Raw genomic sequence first — 22,258 nt, forward strand, 5'->3', positions numbered from 1 at the left:
GAAATTGTTAATACCCCGGCACAACCGTACCGAGTTCTTTGGCGGCCAAGTCGTTGATGTTTTTGTAAAACTTATACTGACGTTGAACTTCCATAATCTGCGCAAATTCTTCGTCAGAGTTCCCCGTTATTTTTCCCATTTGATTTAACAAATCCTTCATCTTAGTGGCCGAATACGCCATTTTAAGGCGAAGGATTTTTTTAAAGGCAATTTCGTGGAGCAATTCTTCGTCGGTCGGAACCACAATATCGTGCTTTTCCCAATTCTCGCTCAAATGGTGCTTACTTGTACATAAGTCAATCGAAAAACGCTGTATATCAGGGTCGATGTGCGAAAGAAAATAATCAGTAGAAGGAATTTCTCCCAAACCGAAACGTTGACGGAAGATATTCAGGACCAAGTCAAAGAGTTGATTTTCAAACGATATTTCCCCAATCTCGTGCAGTAAATACCGACACAGCGAAATTCCCGTTTCCAGCTCCGTTTGGCCGTGCAAAATCAGCAATTTGACAAACGCCTGTTCCTGAAAATACAGTCTTTGCTTGAACAAATCCGTAGGTGGCTCATGCTTGGGCGCTACATTCGGTACGGAATTGGGAACAGAATCCTCCACCAAAATCCCGAATTCTTCTTCGATAAAGTTATCAGAAAAATGAATATCTGTAGGCTCCTGCGGCCGCTCTCTCAAGCGGTCTTTGGGCTTAGACTGCGTGGGCTTTTCAGCGGCTTTATCCTCCCGCCGGCGCAGGTGTTTATTGCCTTCAGAAATGAGCGTTTGCTCGTCCATTTTCATCAAATCGGCGGTGCGTTTGAAGAAAATCTGGCGCTTTATCGGGTCCGAAATTTTGGTAATACTCGTTACAATTTCATTGATGGCTTCGGCACGCTTAAAGGGATTATCGCCCGCATCCTTCAAAAGCATTTCGGTTTTGAAGGTAATAAAGTCTTTTGTGGCCTGCTGAACGTGTTTTTTGAAGCCTTCCGCTCCCACCTTATACACATAGCTATCGGGGTCTTCGCCGTCGGGCAAGGTCACGAGGCTTACGTTCAGGCCTTCTTCAAGCACCATGTCCAGTCCGCGCAGGGCCGCTTTGATACCCGCGGCATCGCCATCATAAAGAATCGTAATATTATTGGTAAAACGCGCAATTAGCTTGATTTGCTCTTCCGTCAGCGACGTACCTGAGGAAGCCGCCACGTTCTGAATACCTGCCTGATGCAGCGAAATCACGTCGGTGTAGCCTTCTACCAAATAGCAAACATCCTCCTGCCGAATGGCGTTTTTGGCCTGATAGATTCCGTAGAGAATTTTGCTTTTGTGATAGACTTCGGTTTCGGGCGAGTTGATGTACTTCGGTTGGCTCTTGTCGGCCGACAGAATCCGTGCACCAAAGGCAATCACCTTGCCCGATACATTATGAATCGGAAAAATCACCCGTCCCCTAAAACGGTCGTAGTAGCGCGTGGCGCGGTTGGCCTGCGCATCGCCTTCTTTATGCAGGGCCAAGCCCGCCTTTTCGAGCAATTCAGGATTATAGCCTTTTTTGGCGGCCTCTTTGGTCAGCCCGTCCCAGTCGGTAAGGCTATAACCAAGCCCGAACGACTTGATAGTAGGGTCATTGAAACCCCGATTCCGAAAATAGCTCAACCCAATTGACTGCCCTTCTTCGTGCTCCATGAGCAAGTTTTGGTAGTATTTTTGGGCGAAATTCAAGACAATATAGAGGCTGTCGCGTTCATTTTGGCGCAGCACTTCCTCGGGGGTTTGCTGTTCTTCTTCGACCTCAATGTTGTATTTTTGGGCCAAATGCCGCAACGCCTCTCCGTAGCTTATACCCTCAATGTCCATTACAAACTTGATGGAATCGCCTGCCGCCCCACAGCCAAAGCACTTATAAATCTGACGAACGGGATTAACGTTGAACGACGGTGACTTTTCGTTGTGAAACGGACAACAGGCGGTGTAGTTGGACCCTCTTTTTTTCAAAGACACAAAATCCCCCACCACTTCTACAATGTCAGCGGCTTGTTTGATTCGCTCGGTTATTTCGTTACTAATTCGCATAGGGCAAAGGTACGGGATTTAGGGGTGTTTTTGCCATTGATTTTTGGCATAAGCTATCCTCAAAATAAAAATTTCAGCCTTTACCAACCTTTTAATTTGGGATTGCGTCTTTGTACTAACAACGGCTTAGCCTCCAAATTGAACCATTTATTTACATTTTTCAACGGTTCAACCCATTTCATTGGAAAGCTGTTTTGCACCCTGTTAGTTTTACACAAAAATTCATACAGCTATGACAACTTCAATTAAAAAACAAATCGCGGGTATCCTCTTTATCTTGAGCGGATTAACCCTTCTTTCTTTGCTCGTTCTGGCTTAAAGGAGCGAAAAGAAATACCGACAAGTTTGATATACAAAAAGCGCTGATTGATGGTCAATCAGCGCTTTTTGTAATTAATTATAAGCCCCTAAATTATATTTTGGCACTAGCCACGGTTTTTGACCATACACGCCATACGTTTTTGTACATGATGTTGGCAATATCGCTTTCGGAATAACCGCGTTTGAGCAATACATAAATCAGATTAGGATACTGCGACACATCTTTCAGGCCCGTGGGCAGGCTGTCGCCTACGCCGTCAAAATCAGAGCCGATACCGACGTATTGCGTGCTACCAGTTAGTTTCACCACGTGGTCGATGTGATTGGCTACGGTTTCAACGTCGGCAAACAGCACGGGATTCTCTTTCTGGAATTGCTTCAACAAATCTTGGGCGGCAGGGTCGGTAAATTTCAAACCTTTATCTTTCAGTATTTTCATAAATTTCCCTTGCAATACTTCCGCCTGCTTACGGTAATTTTCATCCAGAAAGCTGGAGCCAAAATTGATTTGAATTACGCCACCTTTTTTACCCAACAGCTTTATCATGTCGTCCGACATATTCCGCTTAAAAGTAGGCGTAAAATAACGACACGACGAGTGCGACGCAATCACAGGAACGGTTGAAAGCTCCACCGCCTGATAAAAAGCGTCATCGGAAATATGCGATACATCGACCATGATTCCAACGCGGTTCATTTCTTTTACTACCTCCCTGCCGTAGGCACTTAAACCCTTGTGGGTGAAGGTACTGTCGTAGGAAGAATCGCAAATCAGGTTATCTTTTCCGTGCGTGAGCGTCACGTAGCTAATGCCCTGCTGACGAAAATAAGCTACGTCGGAGAGTTTTTCCAACGGAGCACCATTTTCCATTCCCATCGGAAACGAGATAATACCTTTTTTGAAATTCGCATCCACTTGTTGGGGCGTTGTGGCTACAGCAAACTTGTCGGGGTGCGCCTTGGCGATACCCTTCACCATCGTAATGAGCGTATCGGCCAACTGCTTAGCACCGCCCGTTTGCTGGTACGACGACGGAATATAAACCGACATAAAAGGTGCCGAAAGTCCCCCTTTTTTGGCGCGTTCGTAGTCAAAATCACCCTCGGTGGTGCTGATGGGAATGCCTAAATATTGGCGTTCGAGCCGAAAGTTTTTGATTTTGAGCCGATACGGCAAATCGACGTGCCCATCGGTGAGGATATATTTGTGGGCGATCTTATCGGCCAATTGGCGCAATTCTTCGTCCGATTTTTGCGCCCGTACGCTCAATGAAAGCGTTAAAATCCCTAATAATAAGGTGGTTAATAGTTTCATGATGAATAGATGTTTGGGGTGTTATTGAAAGAAATGTTTTACTTTATTTCCAGTAAATCCAGGTAGCTTTTCAAATCTAAGGCACGTTTCTTTACCACTTCCATACGGTCGTTGATGGCCATGGGTTGATACATGGTGCCTTGCATGGTGGCATAAACGGATGTTTGCATCTTAAACTCTAAATCGCGGTACTCAATCCACTTGCGTTGGGCAGTGAGGAGGGCTGCTTTTTGCGTAACATTGAGTTGGCTTGTTAAGGCTTTATAGTTTTTGTTGAGTTCGGCATCCCATTTTTTGTAGGCGGTATCCAAACAACCCACCATGCCCTGCGTGGAAGGGTTTTTGTCCATGCAGTTGTCTAACGCGACATCAATCGGGTGTTTTTCAGGCTCTTCCTGCGAAAATACGAAAAGTGGCAGCGCGATAAACGCAGGTAATAAAAAGGCAAACGGTCTCATTGAATAGGAAATAGGTTTTGTACTAACCACAAATTAACAAAACTTGGCCTTGATTCCATAACTTTGTCTGACCACTGAATGCACATTATTTGGTCCGTCTTAAACTTTTTCTCCATGACCACCGACGATTTTGTCAGACAAAAGCGAAGCCAACTCATCAAAGCAAAGGCCACCGAGCTGGGTTTTGATTTTTGCGGCATATCGACGGCCACTTTTTTGGAAGAAGAAGCCCCGCGATTGGAGCATTGGCTCAATCAGCACCGCCACGGACAAATGCACTACATGGCCAACCATTTTGACAAACGCCTCGACCCGCGCAAACTGGTCGAGGGCGCCAAGTCGGTCATTTCAGTTTTGCTCAACTATTACCCCGAACAGCGCCTACCCGAAGGAGAAAACGACCTAAAACTCTCTAAATACGCCTACGGAACCGATTATCATTTTGTACTAAAAGACAAAATGAAGGAGTTGGTGGCGCAGTTGCAGGAAGAAATCGGCGAAATCAACGGGCGCATTTTTGTGGATTCGGCACCCGTAATGGATAAAGTTTGGGCGGCTAAAAGTGGTTTAGGATGGGTAGGGAAACACTCCAACCTACTCAACCGCAACATGGGCAGTTTTTTCTTCATCGGTGAAATCATCTGCGACTTGGACGTCTGGCCCGACGGGCCCGTCAAAGACTATTGCGGCACTTGCACCCGCTGCGTGGATGCCTGCCCTACCGACGCCATTGTGGAGCCGTACGTTGTTGACGGCAGCCGCTGCATCAGTTACTTTACGATTGAACTCAAAGAGGCTATCCCTCAGGAAGTAAAGGGCACATTTGAGAACTGGATTTTTGGGTGCGATATTTGCCAAGATGTGTGTCCGTGGAATCGTTTTTCCAAACCGCACCAAACGCCCGAGTTCAATTTGCATCCCGAATTGGCCGAGTTTACCAACCGCGATTGGGAAGAAATCACGCAGGAAGTATTTCAGGAAATATTCCGCCGCTCCGCCGTCAAACGCACGAAGTTGGAAGGAATACAACGAAATGTGGCGTTTGTACGGGGAGAGTGAGCGATGTTTTCAGTTCTATGGTAGGAGGCCTACCAATACCCATCACGGCTCGAGCCGCCCCGTCGCGAGACGCAAGAGACTGCCAAAAAACTACTCCAACTCCGTCAACTCCAGCATTTTGGATTTCCGGGTCAGCAGATGAATGATCCCCCACGCAATCAGGTAAGTACAACCGCAAATGGTAAAGATGATGTTGTACCCGCCCGCGAGGTTTCCAGCGGCTTTGTAGGTATCCAACAGACTACCAATCAGCATCGGGAAAAGAATCCCCCCCAACGCGCCAGCCATCCCGCCGATGCCCACAATGGAACTGACGGCTTGCTTGGGAAACATGTCGGACGGTAACGTAAATACATTGGTCGCCCATGCCTGATGCAACGCCACTGCAAAACTAATTAGCCCAACCGCTACCCACACACTGGGGGCAAACTGAATAAAAATAACGGACAATTCAAGAACTGCAATCACCAAAATGACCGTTTTTCGGGCTTTGATAACGGGCCAGCCACGCTTGATGAGTTGCGACGAAAACCAGCCACCGCTGATGCTTCCTACGGTGGTAGCGGTATAAATAAGCATCAATTCCAAACTCGGTTTTTTGAGGTCAAGGTTAAAAGTAGACGCAAAATAAGACGGCAACCAAAACAGAAAAAACCAATAAATCGGGTCAATCAAGCCCTTTCCCGTAATGTAAGCCCACGTCTGCGGAAAAGAAAACAACTTCATCCAATTGACACTCGCTTTCTCACTGCTGTACTGTTCTTCCTTTTCCTGACCATTCACGATGTATTCGTACTCTTCCGTAGTCAGGCGTTTTTGCTTGGCTGGAATATCGTAATAGATGAGCCAAAAAATCAACCACACAAAGCCGAGCGCGCCCGTAATCCAAAAAACTTCCTGCCAACCGTAGGTCGTTAAAATCCACGGTACAAGAATCAGGGCTACCACCACGCCCACGCTAGTCCCAGCATTGAAAAGCCCAGTAGCCAGCGCGCGTTCTTTTTTGGGAAACCATTCCGCCACCGTTTTCACCGCCGCTGGATAGTTACCTCCTTCACCCAGGCCTAATCCCACGCGGGCCACACCGAAGCCAAAGGCACTACGGGCAAGCGCGTGGAGCATTCCCGCTACACTCCAAAACACAATGGTGATGGAGTAGCCTTGCTTCGTCCCAATTTTATCAATCAACCAACCCAATGCCAACAGCCCAATGGCATAGGCCGCCGTAAACGCCATGATGATGCGCGCGTAGTCGGTCTCTGACCACGCAAATTCTTTTTCTAAAATAGGCTTCAGCAACCCAATAATCTGCCGGTCTAAATAGTTGATTGTGGTGGCGGTGAAGAGCAAAACCACAATAAGCCAACGGTAGTTTTTGATTTTAGGGGCGCTCATCGGCGGGGAAGTTGTTTAATAAATTGTGAAAAATGTGTTTTGAGTTTTTGCCAATCTTTTTCTTGAATCAACTTTTTATCCAACAATTGCCCGCCCATTCCAACGCCGTCGGCACCTGCCTTGAAAAAATCGACCATATTGTCCAAACTCACGCCCCCCGTGGGCAACAATTTGAGTTGATTCAGGGGCGCTTTCAATTCTTTGATGTACGACGGACCCATTTGCGTAGCTGGAAACACCTTCACCATGCTTGCGCCTAAACTCCATGCTTTAAAAATCTCGGAAGGCGTAAACGCCCCCGGAAAGATGGGAATCTCTTTTTTGACGCAAGCCTTGACTACTTTTTTATCCAGGATCGGCGTCACGATAAACTGCGCACCCGCTTCTAGTGCCTTCTTCAAATCGTCTTTTGTACACACCGTTCCCGCACCGATATTCAGGCCATGCTGTTCATTTTCAACGGCATACTGAATAATTTTCTCGGCGTCTGGTGTATTCATCGTGATTTCGATGGTGGTCAAACCCGCTTCCCGGTACATCGGCAAAATTTGCTTTACTTCTTCCAACGACAACCCCCGAACGATACCAACGATGGGCGCCTTGTTAAATAATTCCCACGAAAATGCAGTTTTACTCATAATGTTTGATTGTTCAGCAATAAGGCTTGATTTTGAAAAATTTTAACCTGTCCCACCACGGTCGCTCGGTCCACCATCTCCGCCGAAACGGTCAGCGTTCGGTCCGATAACCCCAGTTCTTCGACGGCCGCTTTGTATAATTCGTATAAATTGTTTCCGCTGCACAGCACCAATTGCCCCTCGGTTTCGGCCAGCAGGTCGTGAATCTCCGATCCAATCAACAACCCGCTCAAATACAAGCCGTTTTCTTTTTTAGTCCATTTTTGAAAAAGTTGATTGGTTCGGACCCTGAAAAGATTCCGAAGCACGCCACGCGCGCCAGACTCGCGCACGCCCATTTTAAACGCATCTATTTCTAGCACTGATAGCTCAAGGCTCGCTTTTTCTACCGATTCTTTCAGGATACTGTGATGAGAAATCATGCTGAATACCTCGCCCGTCATGTAGGTTTGAAAATCAATCAGGCGATTGTTTTGGACATACAAGTGTTTAGAGTGCGTTCCTGGCAAAATTAAAATATACCGTTGATTTTCAGACAAATGCAACAATTCCGCCAACCCAACCAACTGTGTTTCTTCGCCGCGCATCACGTCGTGCTCACTCCGAATTCCCGAAATGAGCAGAATATCGTGGGGCAAATAGGCGTCGGCTTCTAGGCGATGAACCGCCGTTTGCGCCCCATCCACGTCATACGGTAAGGTGGCGTATGGCACCTCGTACATTCCGATGGAAGACGATGCCATTCCCGAAATAACAATTTCAATCCCGTCCAATTCGACCTTAGACTGCTGGGCCAATACGACAAGTTGTTCTTTTAAACGTTGAATAAAAAACGATTTCTTAGTCTCAAATTCTCCTTTTGTTGCTTTCCATGCATCAAATGTACTTGCCACTCCTTCCGAAGAAAGTACTTCACTGATTACTTTATTTTCGACGGTTTCAATCAACCGCAACCGGAACGAGGTGGTCCCCCAATCGCACCCTATCAAGTAGTTTTTCATCCTTTCGATGTTACATTTAATGAACTAAGGCAAGGCAAACGCTACGTATTTACCGCCGGGCTTTAAGTCGTACCGGGTTCCTCCAGCCGCGATGGCAATGTATTGTTTTCCCTTAACCTTATACGTAATCGGCGTGGCAAAGCCGCCCGCTGGCAATGTATATTCCCACACCACTTTTCCCGTTTTTGTATCAAAAGCCCGCAGTTTTTCATCGTAAGTGGCGGCGATAAAAAGCAGACCACCCGCCGTTACGAGGGGACCACCGTGGTTTTCGGTACCTGTGGTCGGAATGCCTTTTTTGGCCAATTCGGGGTATTCTCCCAACGGAACCTTCCAAAGATATTCTCCCGTGTTCAAATCTACGGCATTCAGCGTACCCCAGGGCGGTTTGATGGCGGGGTAATTGTTGGCATCTCTAAACTGACGAAAGCCCTTATTTTGGTACAAGGGCGTATACGGAAAATCCCGCCCTGTTTTGGTCTCAATCGTCGTTACCCGATGAATTTCATCGGCCTTCGTGGGGGTTTCTGTTTTCAGTAAAAAGTGAACAATAGCTTCCCGGTCGGGCTTGGAAATGTGCTGAAAAGACGGCATTCTGCCCCGACCCGTTTCGAGGAGCGTACTGATTTGTTGACGGGTAAGTTTTTTGCCCACATCCTGCAAATTTGGATACGCCTGCGTACTCACCACGGCGACATTTTTCGCATCTATTGCGTGACAAACTGCGCAGTTGGCAGTAAATAATTTTTCACCTTTGGTCAATGCTACCGAGTTCTTGGGGGAATGGGTAGCCTGCATTTTCAACAACCAAAGCATATTATTGGCGTTGACGTACATGATTCCGTTGGGGTCAACCGCACTGCCTCCCCACTCAGCACCGCCACCGATGCCGTAATAAAGGGTTTCAGTCGTGCTCGGCGGAAGGTTTTTCAGCCCTCCCCTACTTTTTTCAAAAACTGACTGCGCATACGCCGCCGATGCTGGCGAAATATCGGTTAAATCTGCTTTGGTAAACGTCTGATTAGCAAAAGGCGCAGGTTTTACGGGCACGGGTTGGGTCGGCCACGGGGCTTCGCCAGGCAGCGCCGCTACTTTTGGCACGGGTACTTCTTTGACGGGAAACAGTGGTTTGCCAGTGTCACGGTCAAAGACAAAAATAAGGCCATCTTTTGTGGCCTGCGCTACGGCATCCACCTTGCGGGGCCGACCATCGGGGCCTTTGTGCATCACCGTAATCAGGTTGGGCGGACAGGGAATATCGCGGTCCCACAAATCATGGTGAACGGTCTGAAAATGCCAGATACGTTTGCCCGTTTCGGCATTGAGGGCAATAACGCAATTGGCAAACAGATTGGTGCCTTTGCGCGCGCCGCCGTAAAAATCAACCGAAGGCGAACCCGTTCCCAGAAACACGGTGCCGCGTTTTTCGTCCAAGACCATGCCCGCCCAGCAGTTGGCCCCGCCCAATTTTTTATACGAATCTTTCGACCAAGTTTCATAGCCATATTCTCCCGGCAGCGGAATGGTCCGGAATACCCACGCCAATTTGCCAGTGCGCACATCAAACGCACGAATGTTGCCGGGGAGTGCGTCACCGCCTTCCGAAACCGACGAACCCATGATGAGCAAATTTTTAAAGATGACACCGGGCGTTGTGGAACGAATGTTGAAATTATTGACGTCGTAGCCCAGCGTTTGCGGGTCGCCAAGCCCAGCGTGCAGGTCAACTAAACCATTTTCACCGAAATTGGCAATTAACTCTCCCGTCAAAGCATTGACTGACAGTAGCTTAGCCCCGATGGAATATAAAATCCTTTTATCAGCGCCCTCTTCCCAGTACACTACTCCTCTGACGGGGTGAAAACTCGGTTTCACGTCTGGGTTGGAAAAAGGGTCATATTTCCACAATTCTTTGCCCGTAGCGGCATCGGCAGCAAACAATTTCAAGCGCGGGGTAGTCCCGTAAAGAATACCATTGACAACAATCGGCTGACACTGAATGTCGTTACCTTTCCCGTCGGGATTGTTGTTTTCTCCCGTATCGTATGACCACGCCAGTTGCAATTTATTGACATTTCCTGCATTTATTTGGGTCAACTCAGCGTACCTACTTCCCGCGCTGTTGCCTCCGTATTTGGGCCAGTCGGTGTTGTTTTCTGAGTCATTTTTATCTCTGTTTTGAAACGCCACCCCACACATCAATACGGCAAAAATACCGCCTAAAAGAGGGTTCTGGTAACTTTTATTCATAGTCTACAGCCGCTGATAGTACAAATTAGACAAGTTTTATTTTGGCGTTTCTACTTTAAATTCATACGTAATTTTCCAATGAATTTCTTCCTGCGGCTTTACCGATAGCTTGATGTAAGGCTCTGGGCATGAAGTGGTATGACATGCCCAAAACACAAATTTCTCCAAGGGCTTATCGCCTTTGATTCGGACGCTCGCGCCCGTTTTGAGGTTTTGAATAAGCATCGAATAGTCGTTGGACGTAGCACCAAAACCCTGCAAACCAGCGCTAAACACAAACTCGCCCGATTCTATCAGCCGTGAATAGGTAATGGCTTTATTTCCCGCTTTGGCAATCATGCCAAAATTGCGGCCTTCGGCGCTTACCTCAAACGGAAAAGTCGTTTTGATATTGGGCCCCGTCGGCTCATTGTCAATCATGAAAAAATTATGGTTGTAGGTTTGGGTTTCGATGGGCTTTGTCCCCGTATTTTTCAGACTGTGTTCCAACACCAACTCAGGTTTTCCCTTGGTCAACCGAACGGTTTTACGGTACACATACCCGTAGCCAGCAGCGTCTGTCAGCTCATGCGTAAATTCTACTTTGTCCTTAAATGGTTTCACCGTCCATTCCCCCTCGTTTTTAAGGGTGTAGGGCGTCATAAAAGAATAGGGTTTGGCATCGGGTTTGATGAGTGTTCCCACGCCGATTTTTAGAAATTCACCACCAATGGGTGCTTCGTTCATCCCTACGGCCACAAATTCTTCCACGGGTCCCGCAATGGCATCGTGTAGTTTAGGATCATAAGGTGCGGGATTCCATATGCCAAAATACGAATGGCCTTTATAGTCCAGACGCGGCATCACGCCCGACCAATCAAACCGGGTTCCCTGATAATACCCCCGCTGGGCATCGGGCAGGTATAACTCCGCTTCAATCAGCCCATTGGTGATTTTGGCCGTAGGAAAATCTGCGGAGGTAATAAACCCTCCGCAGACACTCATACTCAACGCAATAGCAACAATTTTCTTTTTCATCTTATGATTACCAGTCAGTGACAGAACCGTCGAGGGCATTATATGTTTCGGGGTTTTTCCAATCGTGGCCGATTTTATCCTTCATTTTTTCTTCGTCCAATTCGATGCCCAAACCTGGGCCTTTCGGAACCAAAACGGTGCCATCTTTTTCCAGCACAAAAGGTTTTTTCAAATAACCTTCTCCCAATGAGACCTGCTCCTGAACCAAAAAATTGGGGACACTGGCCGCCAATGCTAACCCCACGGCCAGCGAAATAGGGCCCATTGGGTTGTGCGGGGCAATAGGGACATAATACGCCTCGGCCATCCCCGCAATGATGCGTCCTTCGGTAATGCCACCAGCGTGACATAAATCGGGCTGAATGATGCTCGCCGCGCCTTTTTCAAGAATTTCCCGAAAACCCCATTTGGTAAAAATCCGCTCGCCAGTCGCAATCGGCAAGTGCGTCCCCCGGGCTATATCCACCATCGTATCCACGTTTTGCGCCTGACAAGGCTCTTCAATAAACATGGGTTGATACTGTTCCAACTCCTTGATGAGTACCTTGGCGGTTTGGGGTGAAATGGCCCCATGAAAATCAATCGCAATATCCATATCTGGCCCACCAGCCTGCCGCAGCGAGGCAAAATTATCGGCAGCGTATTTAATAAATTTCGGATTTTCGACGATGTTGGCGGGGTTGATTTTCGCCACTCCCGTTTTGATGACCGTGTAGCCTTCGGCCTTTCTTTTTTTCATGTCTTCGGCGTTGGCGGCACGGCCATAGATACGCACCCGGTCACGGGTGGGGCCGCCCAACAATTCATACACGGGTACGTTCAAAAGTTTCCCTTTAATATCCCACAACGCATGGTCTATCCCACTCAGCGCACTGGTGAGAATCGGGCCGCCTCGGTAAAAAGCGTGGCGATAAATGGCTTGCCAGTGGTGCACTACTGCCCGTGGGTCTTTACCAATCAGATACGGTTCTACTTCTTTGATGGCGGTCTGTACCGTAAGCGCCCGGCCTTCAAGCAGGGGCTCACCCAAGCCTACAATGCCTACGTCGGTATGGATTTTGAGAAAAATCCACCGGGGTTTTACCAAAAAAGTTTCGAGCTTAGTAATCTTTACCTGCCCATAGTCTCTGAAAAGCCCTGGGGCACTCGCGTATGACGTTTGTGGCAAGGTCATGGTTCCCATTCCTGCCACGCCCAATACCGACTGTATGGCACTGCGACGAGAGATACCCGTCTTTTTTGAAGGTGATTTCATTTTAAAAAGGATAGAGGTTTAGTGTAAACAGTGTGAATTCTCATTTCATTTTACCAGTTATGAATTGAGCCGTCAGGCGCTTTCAAAATGGGATGCGGGAACTTGGTTTTTTCTTTTACTTCCATCACAAACGTGGCTTTTTTCGGGTCAAACTTCACACCCAAACCTGGGCTGTCGTTGAGGTACAGTTTACCATTTTTGAAGTTGACAAAATCTTCGTTGAAATACGGCGGGCGCTCTGGTTCGCCGCCACCGAGTTCCATCAGACAACGCGCTGGACTACTCGATCCCAGCACATGAACGAGTGTGGCCGTGGCCAACGGGCCCGTAAAATGCGGAATCATGCCCACATAGTGGGTTTCGCACATCGACGCTATCTTCTTAAATTCACTGATACCACCTGTGTTGGGTAGGGTAAAGCGGGTATAGTCAATCTGCCGATTTTCAATCAGTTCATTGGTATCCCAACGGTCGCCGAATTGTTCTCCCACCGCAATCGGCACTTTGGTCATAGCGCGTACGGTTTTATACACCCCTGGATTTTCGGAGCGCACGATGTCTTCTACGAAATACGGTTCGAGGTTTTCCAAGGCCGTACAAATCTTCAAACCGTCGGTCATGTCAAAACGGGTATGCAGGTCAATGGCCCACTTACCGCCCCCACCCACGGCCGCGTCTATTCGTTTGCAGATGTCAATGGTTTTCTTGACGTTATCGTAAAAATCAAAAGGCTCAGTACCGTTTCCGCCCGTGGGGCCAATCCGATACGCCCGCAGCCCCGCCGCGATACAGTCCTGCGCTCTGCCTTCTTCCGTTGTGGCTTTGGAGGCCCGAAACCCTGTTGCATAACATTCGACGAAATCGCGGGTAGCGCCGCCCAGTAGTTCATAAACGGGCACGTTCAGAGCCTTGCCTTTAATATCCCAAAGGGCCATTTCCAACGCGCCCAGTCCGTGGAGTTTTTCGCGGCCCGGCGGATAAAACATGCCACGATAAATGTACTGCCAGAGGTGCTCAATACGGAACGGGTCTTCGCCAATCAGCATCTGAGCGCATTGCTCAATCATGTCTTTTGAGCCGCCTTCGCCAATGCCGATGATGCCGCCGTCGGTTTCTATTTCAACAATGCCCCGGGCTTGATTAAAAAGGGGTTTGTTGTAGCCGGGCGCTGCGTAGTAGCGAATCTTGGTGATTTTTAGTTTGGAAGCGGCCTCTGCTTTGTACAAGGGCAACCCAACCGCCAGCGCGGTTGAGCCCAAAACCGCTGTTTTTAGGAAGTTTCGTCGTTGCATTTTTTAAGGTTAAGGGCGGTTTTTCGCCGAGGTTAAACGTTAAAACAAAATAGTGTTACAGACCAGCGACCCTAGCTTCAGAAATCCATTCCGACTTCGCCATTGAAGATTCCCGGGCAATCAGCTTGGCTTCCATCAATATTTGTTTCATTCCTTCGTCGGGGTTTTTCAGCTTGCCAATCAGGTACTGAACCGCCGTTTTCCCCAATAATTCTAAGGGCTGGCGCAGGTACGTAATCGGGCAATAATACAGGTCAAAGACTTCCGCCTGACCAAAACTCACAATTCCTAAATCGTACGGCACTTTGAGGCGCAACTCATTGAGGTATTTTAATCCATTGATAGCCAAGCCATACGTGGCAAAAATCAGCGCATCCACCTTTTGGTCGGGCGACGTAATTTCATCAATAGCCTCCCTGACTTCTTTCTCAATATTTTCAAATCGAACTTCTTTCAACCAGCCTACTTCAAATCGAATTTGACTGTCTTTCAGGGCCTGTTTATAGCCCCGTATCCGTTCTGCCATATGAAACATATCCGACTTATACGCGACGAGCCCAATCCGTTGATAGCCTCTTTTTACCAAATGAACCCCCGCATCGTAGGAAGCTTTGTAGTTGTTGGTGGCCACAAAATCCGTCTGAATATCTGGAAAATGTCGGTCCAACAGCACAAACGGAATGTTTCTTTCCTTCAAATAATAAACCTGATTCTCAGAGTTTTCGGACGAGACAATGATAAAACCGTCGACTTGTCGATTAATCAATACGTTGAGCAAGTCCCACGATTTATCGGCGTTTTCGTCACAACTTCCGATAATGACGGTATACCCATTCCGTTTTGCTTCGTCCTCCACCACCCGGGCAATGTTGGCAAAGAAAGGGTTGGAAATATCGGCAATAATCAGCCCAATTGTGTGCGTTTTTCCACTCCGCAAACTCTTGGCGAGGTGGTTGGGCTGGTAGTTTAGCTCTTTGGCAATCTCTTTGATCTTTTTGGCAATTTCTTCTCCTACCCTACTCTCCTTCTCTTTACCATTCATGACGTAAGAAACCAACGCAATAGACACCCCTGCCTTTTGTGCTATATCTTTCAGGGAAACCTTTTTTGTTTTCATTGAGAAACCGGGTATAAAAGTTTAGCCTGCAAGTTAGAACAAAATTTCAGGCGGAGATTTTATGCTACCATAAAACCTCCGTCTGCGCGGCCTAAGGGCGGATAATCGTTCCGTCAAACTTCCGGACCTGCCAGTTGGACTTGGTCGTAATGGGATATTTGGCGGCTTCTTTTTCGTTGATATCCACCCCGATACCCGGTACTTCGTTGACCGACATGTACCCGTCTTTCATGGTTGGGCAACCCGAAAAGACCGAAAGTGTTTTTTCGTTGAATGAGACGGCCTCCTGAATTCCAAAATTCCAAACCGCCAAATCAATGTGCGCGTGTGCGGAGTGTCCCACGGGCGACACGTCTCCGGGACCGTGCCAAGCCGTTTTGATATTAAACCATTCGCCCAGCCTAGCCACTTTCATGGCGGGCGTAATTCCCCCGATTTGGGAGACGTGTATACGAATGTAATCAAACCATTGGTTGACCATCGGCTCCACAAATTCATTGATGTTATTGAACAACTCTCCCATTGCAATCGGCACCGAAGTACTGGCCCTCAGTTGCTTAAACCACTTCATATTCTCGGGGGAAAAAGGATCTTCAATAAAAAACGGACGGTAATCTTCCAATTTTTTTATCATGTTGATAGCATCCATCGGCTGAACCCGCTCATGGATGTCGTGCAGCAATTCTATCTCATCGCCGCAACCTTTCCGGACGGCTTCAAACAATTTCGGAATGGATTTCAGATACGTCCGTTCATTCATGTAATTGTCGGTTTCTCCGCCAAAACCTGCTGCTTTAAAATCGGGTTTTTGTTCGGTACTGCCTACAGCACCGTAGCCGCCCTGCTGGATTCGGATGTACTTAAATCCGCGCTCCATGATGCTTTTTACGCTCTCAATCGTTGCCTCGGGGGTATTGCCGTTGGCGTGCGTATAGCACGGAATCGCAAAACGTGATTTTCCACCGAGCAATTGGTAGAGCGGCATTCCCGCCCGTTTACCTTTGATGTCCCAAAGCGCTTGGTCCAAACCGCTGAGGGCGTTGTTCAACACGGGTCCGTTGCGCCAGTAAGAACTCACGTACGCTGCCTGCCACATGTCTTCGATATTGTCCACATCTTTTCCCACACAAAACTCATTGAGGTAGGTGTTGATGGCCACAATCACGGTGGCTGCGCGTTGGGTAAAGGTAGCACAACCCAAACCGTACAATCCCGGTTCAGAGGTTTCTACTTTGACCACAATCAAATTTGAACCCTGCGGAGCCGTTGCGATGGCCTTGACATTGGTGATTTTGATGGGCTTCATCGCTTTGGCGTACGATGGCGTGCCTTTTTCTTCACGTGCTTGGGCGTTGGATACGCCGCCGAAAAGTCCAAGGAGTCCAGCAGAGCCACCAAGGCCCAGCATTTTCATGGTTTCCCGACGGTTTACGTCTGTTTTATTCATAACCGGTTTAATAAGAGTTTAGGAAAATAAAAGGCCTCAAAATCAGAATTTTACTTTTTATCCCACCATACACGCGTGTCCATGTCGTTGGCTCCTTGACGGGTAATGGCCTCGTTCATATTACCCGAGTTGACCACAATTTCGCTGTCGGGATACGGCATTCGGCGGATAAAATCTCCTTTGATTTCGGAACCGGGATACGGATTTTTCTTGAGCGCGGGAAAATCGCTGCGGCGAAAATTGGCAAAGGCTTCATTTCCGTCCAAAAAGGCCGCTACCCAATATTGGGTATTGATTTGCTCAAGGGCTTTGGCGGGGTCTAGCGGGTTGGCCTTTAAGTAGGTCTGAATAGCATCTTCTTTGATGGCTGCCGAAGCATCGTACAGCGCCATTTGCTCCAAATTCGCTCTGATGCCCTTACTGTAATAGTCGGCGGCGGCGCCCGAAACCCACCCGCGAACGGCGGCTTCGGCCAATAAAAGCTGCACTTGCGAATAGGTGATGTGAAATTCGGGGGCATCCAATTTAAGCACGGTATTGAGGTTGACCTGCGAGAAATCCCAAATGCTCGCCACGCCATTTTGCTGCAATACGCCCGTGATGGTCACGTCGTTGTATCCCATCGGCATTCCGATTTGGACTTTGGGGTCGGTCGAGGCGCGAGCTGCTACCTGCTCAGGGCCGCCTTTGGCTCCCACGTACCGAACCGCAATGGACGCCAGACGGGGGTCATTGTTCTCCTTTAAAAAATTCACAAAAGGAGCCGCAAGATAAAAATTGGTTTTTTCCCGAGCGGCCAAATGATTGGCAATGTAATTGTTGAAAATAGCCGTGTGACGAATGACCGAATTGTCATCGTTGGACTGCAATACGCCACCTGCTACTGCTTTTGTCACGTAGGTTTTAGCCGTGGCAGGGTCTACTTTTGTCAAACGCATGGCGGCTCTCAGCATCATTGAGTACCCCAATTTTTTCCATTTAGCTACGTTGCCGCCGTACAAAATATCCGTTGTCACGGCCGCCTGCGTCGTGGTCAGGGCCGAAGATGCCTCGTCGAGTTCCTTTAAAATATCCTTATAAATGGCCTGTTGGGCGTCATATTTGGGGCTGATTACCTCCGTAATGTAACCTTGACCCGCCTCAAAATAAGGAATATCACCGTAGGTATCGGTCAAAATCATAAAAGTATAGGCTTTCCAAATGCGGGCACAATGGTAGGTATTTGATTGCAGCGGGTCGCTTTTGGTCTGGTCTACCACGGCCACGATTTGCTTGACCACATTGCGGTAAGAATTGATCCATACTTGGGAAGTATTCCCGTTGTTTACCTGATTGTAATTGCCGCCCGAAAGGGAGCTTCCGTAGGGTGTAATGATTTGCTGGACAATGCCGAAATTATAGCACAACATCCCCAAAGTAGAAAACCCGTCGAGGTAGGTCGTACTGATGATGGCCTTATTGAGTATCAACGAAGGGGCCAATGAGGTAGGATCAACTTTGTTGGTATTTACCTCGTCAAAAGTTTGGTCACAACTGGTCATTACGCTCACTGTGAGGAGCAATCCCAGGATATATTTTAGATGATTCGTTCTCATAATTTTGTCGGATGTTTACTGTTAAAACTTCAAATTCAAGTTGAAACCAACACTGCGGGTAGGCGGCAGACCGGGCCAAAAATCAAGGCCTACGCCATTGTCGGACGATACCAGCGCTTCTTCTGGATCCATGTTTTCGGTCCATTTTTTGATGACCAACACGTTGTTGGCAACGGCGCTGAGGCGGGCTCCTTTTACAAAGAATTTCGCAGGCAAAAGTTTGCCAAAATCATAGCCCAACGTAATCTGACGCAGTTTCCAAAACCCTGCATTAGACACAAAATCTTCGTTGATTCCCAGCGGGTTGACTGATTCATAAAAAGGCTGAACCGCCGACTTTGTTTGGTTTATTTCGCCGTTTGGATTCACCCCGTTGCCAATCACAAAACCTTCGGCGCGGCCCGGCAAAGTACGCTTAGACAAGCCATGACGCAGGTAGTTGATGTTGCGCCCCGCAATCATTTTGTGCCCCAATTTGAAATCAATCAACGTCGACAAAATGATATTTTTGTAATTGAAGGTATTGGTAATTCCCCCAAAATATTTTGGCAACGCACTCCCGACATTGACCAAGGTGTTGTTGCGCAGAGGCAAACCGCTATTCCTGTCAAACACCTGTCGTCCTTGTGCGTCGCGTAGGTAAAAGAACGTATAAATTTGACCAATGGGCTTACCCACCACTTGGTTTAAATTACGCCCGCCGCCGCTGCTCACTGTAATGACGGTGTCTTTTTCAGACAAGCCTAATTGCAATACTTTAGAGGTATTGTAAGACACGTTGGCGCTCAAATCCCAACGGAAAGACTTCGTTTTAACGGGTGAAATTGTAAACAAAATCTCAAGCCCCCGGTTCATGCTTCGACCCACGTTGATGAGTTTACTGGTGTAGGAAGACGCATCAGACACTTGCGCGGCGAGAATTTGGTCTTCGGTAATTTTATGATAATACGTAAAATCAAGGCCTACGGAGTTATTAAACAGCTTCAATTCCAGACCCGCTTCGGCCTCTTTTATCCGTAGCGGGCGTAGGTTTTTGTTGGGCACCACGGTAGCATTTACACCACCCACGGGCACCAACTGCCCTGAAGGATTGGGAAAGGAGTTGTTGTCAACGGCATAAAACAGTGCGTTGGAGTAAGGGTTTACGTTGTCAGAACCCACTTGGGCGTAGGCAGCCCGCAACTTGCCAAACGATATCCACGCCGGTAGGTTAGGAAATGCCTGTGAAAAAATAAAACTCCCCGTGGCAGAAGGGTACAAAATACTGCGATTTGAAGGTGCTAAGGTCGAAAACCAGTCATTGCGAGCCGTTACGTTCAGAAATAAATAGTCGTTGTAGGAAATGGTCGCAGCCCCAAAAAGCGAATTAATCTTCTTCTCCGACAGGCTGTAAAGCGGGTTTTTTATCCGACCATTCATGACGGTATAGAGATTTGGCTGGATAAAATCCTGAACCGTCACACTGTTGTAGTCCATGCGGGCGTAGCGTTGGTTTCCTCCGAGCGTAAAATCCACCCCGATTTTCCCAAAATTCTTGTTCCCTCCCAAAATCAAGTCAAGGTTTCTTTCCGTATTTTGTCTGACATCCTGCGTAAAAGAGCCATTTACGTAGCCTACAGGCGCTTTTGGAATGGGCGCGTAGCCGTTTGGAATGTTGTAATCCTGATTACGTACGTAAAAATCTTCTGCCAATCTTCCCTGCACATAAAGCCAATCCGCTACCTGATATTTGAGCGAAATATTGCCAAAAATACGGTTACGAACTACGTTTTCGAAGTGTTTGCTCAGTGAGTAATACGGGTTATTGCGCACCAAAAACCGTGAAAACACAAACTCATCGCCGTTGGGCAGGGTCTGATTGTCGCGGAGTGCATCAAAAGGCATGGAATTGGCTAAGGTAAAAATCACCGTTGAAACCGAAAAATCCTGCGTGTTGATCTGGGGCGGATTGATATTGTTTTCTTTTGAATAATTAATGTTGCCCGAAGCTGTCAGTTTTTTGGTGATGTTTTGGGTAAATCCAAGGTTGATAATCTTACGGTTAAAGGTATTATTTGCCATGATGCCCTTGTTGTCGGTATTGGCCAACGACAAGCTAAACCCACCGTTTTGTCCACTGTTTGAGACCGTTACGGTGTTTGTCAGGTTAGTTCCCACGTTAAAAAACTGTTTTACGCGGTTGTAAACTGGCTCGTAGGGGTAGGTTTTATTGTCAAACAAAATCTGGGTCATTCCTGGTTGAAATTTCTCCCCAAAACTCCACACACCCGACGTCGGATTTGGCGTAGTTGGTCGCTTTCCACCTTCTCCCTGACCGTATTCGTACTGAAAATCGGTAAAATCCAGCGGCGTATCGGTGGTATAATTTACGTTGTATTCCACCCCAAAACCTTTGCCAGTGCCTTTGCTTTTGGTGGTAATCATAACCACGCCGTCTTTCGCCCGCGAACCGTACAATGCCGCAGCAGTTGCGCCTTTCAACACCGTCATGGTCTCAATGTCGTCGGGATTGATGCTAGAAAGACCATCGCCGCCGTCTGAACTATTGGCCGCCCGCGTCCCGTAATCGCCGCCGAGTGAGTAGTTTTGGTTATCAATCGGCACCCCGTTGACCACGATAAGCGGGTTGTTTTGACCACTGAACGAAGATTGTCCCCGGATACGGATTTTGGCCGTTCCCCCTGGGCCCGACGAAAGCGTAGAGATATTTACCCCCGCCATTTTTCCTTGAAGACCACTAACCACGTTGGGCGAGCGGTTGGTTGAAATCTCTTCGGCATTGACCGTAGCCGTGGCATAGCCTAGCGTCTTAGCTTCTTTTTTTATCCCTAAGGCCGTGACCACCACCTCATTAAGGTTTTTTTCTTCCTGGGCCATTTTTAAATCTATGATGGAGCGAGCGTTTACTTTGATGGTTTGACTCACATAGCCAATGTAAGAAAACACCAATTGGCCATCGGCTGGGGCCTCAAGTGTGTACTTGCCAGTTGCGTCGGTGGTTGTGCCTTTGTTGGTGCCATCGACCAGAATATTTACGCCAGGAATTCCTTCGTTGGCTTGGTCAGTCACCTTACCCGTAATTTTTATACTCTGCGCAAAAGCAATGCTTTGATACAGACATAAAAAGAGAAGAATGGATGTTAAATTTATTTTCATCAGTACATAGGGGTTTAGGAGGACCCTTTAGGTCCGTGGTGTAAAAGGATAGACATACATTTGAATTTTAGGCAATAAAAATCCTGCGCTCACCGAAGGTGTGAGCCTGCTTATTTCAAATCACGTTACTGTTTAAAACCTTTATTGCGCAAACAAATCACCTAACGCTAATTAATATACGCAACAAAGTAGTGTCACTATCGTACAGGATAATGGGTGGCAATGGCAACAAAATCACATTTTACGGGAAGGAATCGGCGGCAGACAGCCGCTTTTAGCTCCAAAAACCTTTTTAGTAGTGCATAGGCATCTTTTTAAAATAATGGTTTGAAGTAACTAATCTACTATTTTTTGTTTAAACGTTTAAGCAATTGGATATAAAAAAATATTCGTCACTAAAGGTTATTTCTCACCACTTCAGTACTCACTTCTCCGTTTTAAAACTAAAATACTCGAATTTATGTCCCGTCACTTAGGCAACTATCAGGCTAATAAATGGTCAATTATGAATCTACACCCTTCCATGAGGGGATTTGTTGGATTTTACTATGTAAAAATTGAAGGATTTAATACAAATGTAAGTTTAAACGTTTAAACAAAAAATTTTTTATCATTTTTTTTACATTTTTTCTTCAAAAGATACAGAGAAAGCAATACGAGGGCATATCGGCAAAAATTGGGAAGAAAAAAGCCAGCACTTTCTCCATCCCCAAACAACGAAGAAACTGTCGGCCTATTTAAAAAGTAAATAGCCGCAAGACAAGGTCCTGCGGCTATAATTCTTAACCTAAACTAAATCGTATGAGAATTTTTATCTATTAATACCTGCAAATGTTTACTTCGTACTATTAAATGTGCATTTGCATTTAGAAAGTCA

General features: G+C 47.2%; 15 protein-coding genes. 1 reads left to right on the forward strand and 14 read right to left on the reverse strand.

What is annotated here, in order from left to right; genetic code table 11:
* Nucleotides 1-7 precede the first annotated feature (7 nt).
* The 3 genes from dnaG to DR864_RS06020 form a co-directional block, all read right to left on the reverse strand.
* A complete protein-coding gene (gene dnaG / locus DR864_RS06005; protein WP_114066100.1) occupies nucleotides 8-2,065 on the reverse strand; it encodes a DNA primase in 2,058 nt (685 codons plus the stop codon).
* A gap of 412 nt (nucleotides 2,066-2,477) precedes the next feature.
* Nucleotides 2,478-3,701, reverse strand: a complete 1,224-nt coding sequence (locus tag DR864_RS06015; protein ID WP_114066102.1) for a dipeptidase — start codon at nucleotides 3,699-3,701, stop codon at nucleotides 2,478-2,480.
* 38 nt (nucleotides 3,702-3,739) lie between these two features.
* Nucleotides 3,740-4,159 (reverse strand): lysozyme inhibitor LprI family protein, encoded by a 420-nt coding sequence (locus DR864_RS06020; protein WP_114066103.1) that lies wholly within the window; start codon nucleotides 4,157-4,159, stop codon nucleotides 3,740-3,742.
* Nucleotides 4,160-4,273: 114 nt separating this feature from the next.
* Here DR864_RS06020 and queG point away from each other — a divergent pair, with 114 nt between their 5' ends.
* A complete protein-coding gene (queG, locus tag DR864_RS06025; RefSeq protein ID WP_114066104.1) occupies nucleotides 4,274-5,218 on the forward strand; it encodes a tRNA epoxyqueuosine(34) reductase QueG in 945 nt (314 codons plus the stop codon).
* Nucleotides 5,219-5,308: 90 nt separating this feature from the next.
* Here the strand turns inward: queG and DR864_RS06030 are convergent, their stop codons facing one another.
* From DR864_RS06030 to DR864_RS06080, 11 genes are all read right to left on the reverse strand, one after another.
* A complete protein-coding gene (locus tag DR864_RS06030; RefSeq protein WP_114066105.1) occupies nucleotides 5,309-6,613 on the reverse strand; it encodes an MFS transporter in 1,305 nt (434 codons plus the stop codon).
* Nucleotides 6,610-7,251: a bifunctional 4-hydroxy-2-oxoglutarate aldolase/2-dehydro-3-deoxy-phosphogluconate aldolase gene (locus DR864_RS06035; protein WP_114066106.1), complete on the reverse strand. Its 642-nt coding sequence runs from the start codon at nucleotides 7,249-7,251 to the stop codon at nucleotides 6,610-6,612. Before DR864_RS06035 ends, DR864_RS06030 begins: the two co-directional genes overlap by 4 nt.
* Nucleotides 7,248-8,252, reverse strand: a complete 1,005-nt coding sequence (locus DR864_RS06040) for a 2-dehydro-3-deoxygalactonokinase (RefSeq protein WP_114066107.1) — start codon at nucleotides 8,250-8,252, stop codon at nucleotides 7,248-7,250. Before DR864_RS06040 ends, DR864_RS06035 begins: the two co-directional genes overlap by 4 nt.
* A gap of 24 nt (nucleotides 8,253-8,276) precedes the next feature.
* The gene (locus DR864_RS06045) at nucleotides 8,277-10,502 is read right to left on the reverse strand and encodes an outer membrane protein assembly factor BamB family protein (RefSeq protein WP_114066108.1); all 2,226 of its coding nucleotides are present in this window, start codon (nucleotides 10,500-10,502) and stop codon (nucleotides 8,277-8,279) included.
* A 36-nt stretch (nucleotides 10,503-10,538) separates the two neighbouring features.
* Nucleotides 10,539-11,519, reverse strand: coding sequence for a hypothetical protein (locus DR864_RS06050; protein WP_114066109.1), 981 nt, complete (start codon nucleotides 11,517-11,519; stop codon nucleotides 10,539-10,541).
* Nucleotides 11,520-11,526: 7 nt separating this feature from the next.
* Nucleotides 11,527-12,774 carry a galactonate dehydratase gene (gene dgoD / locus DR864_RS06055; RefSeq protein WP_114066110.1) on the reverse strand — a complete coding sequence of 416 codons (1,248 nt, stop codon included), beginning with the start codon at nucleotides 12,772-12,774 and terminating at the stop codon, nucleotides 11,527-11,529.
* Nucleotides 12,775-12,824: 50 nt separating this feature from the next.
* Entirely contained in the window at nucleotides 12,825-14,066 is a 1,242-nt protein-coding gene (locus tag DR864_RS06060) for a mandelate racemase/muconate lactonizing enzyme family protein (protein ID WP_114066111.1), read from the reverse strand.
* A 55-nt stretch (nucleotides 14,067-14,121) separates the two neighbouring features.
* The gene (locus tag DR864_RS06065; protein ID WP_114066112.1) at nucleotides 14,122-15,183 is read right to left on the reverse strand and encodes a LacI family DNA-binding transcriptional regulator; all 1,062 of its coding nucleotides are present in this window, start codon (nucleotides 15,181-15,183) and stop codon (nucleotides 14,122-14,124) included.
* A gap of 91 nt (nucleotides 15,184-15,274) precedes the next feature.
* Nucleotides 15,275-16,630, reverse strand: a complete 1,356-nt coding sequence (locus tag DR864_RS06070; RefSeq protein WP_114066113.1) for an enolase C-terminal domain-like protein — start codon at nucleotides 16,628-16,630, stop codon at nucleotides 15,275-15,277.
* Between the two features lie 50 nt (nucleotides 16,631-16,680).
* Entirely contained in the window at nucleotides 16,681-18,225 is a 1,545-nt protein-coding gene (locus DR864_RS06075) for a SusD/RagB family nutrient-binding outer membrane lipoprotein (RefSeq protein ID WP_114066114.1), read from the reverse strand.
* A gap of 21 nt (nucleotides 18,226-18,246) precedes the next feature.
* Nucleotides 18,247-21,381, reverse strand: coding sequence for a SusC/RagA family TonB-linked outer membrane protein (locus DR864_RS06080; protein ID WP_114066115.1), 3,135 nt, complete (start codon nucleotides 21,379-21,381; stop codon nucleotides 18,247-18,249).
* Nucleotides 21,382-22,258 lie beyond the last annotated feature (877 nt).

The sequence above is a fragment of the Runella rosea genome (assembly GCF_003325355.1).
GTDB classification, from domain to species: Bacteria; Bacteroidota; Bacteroidia; order Cytophagales; family Spirosomataceae; genus Runella; species Runella rosea.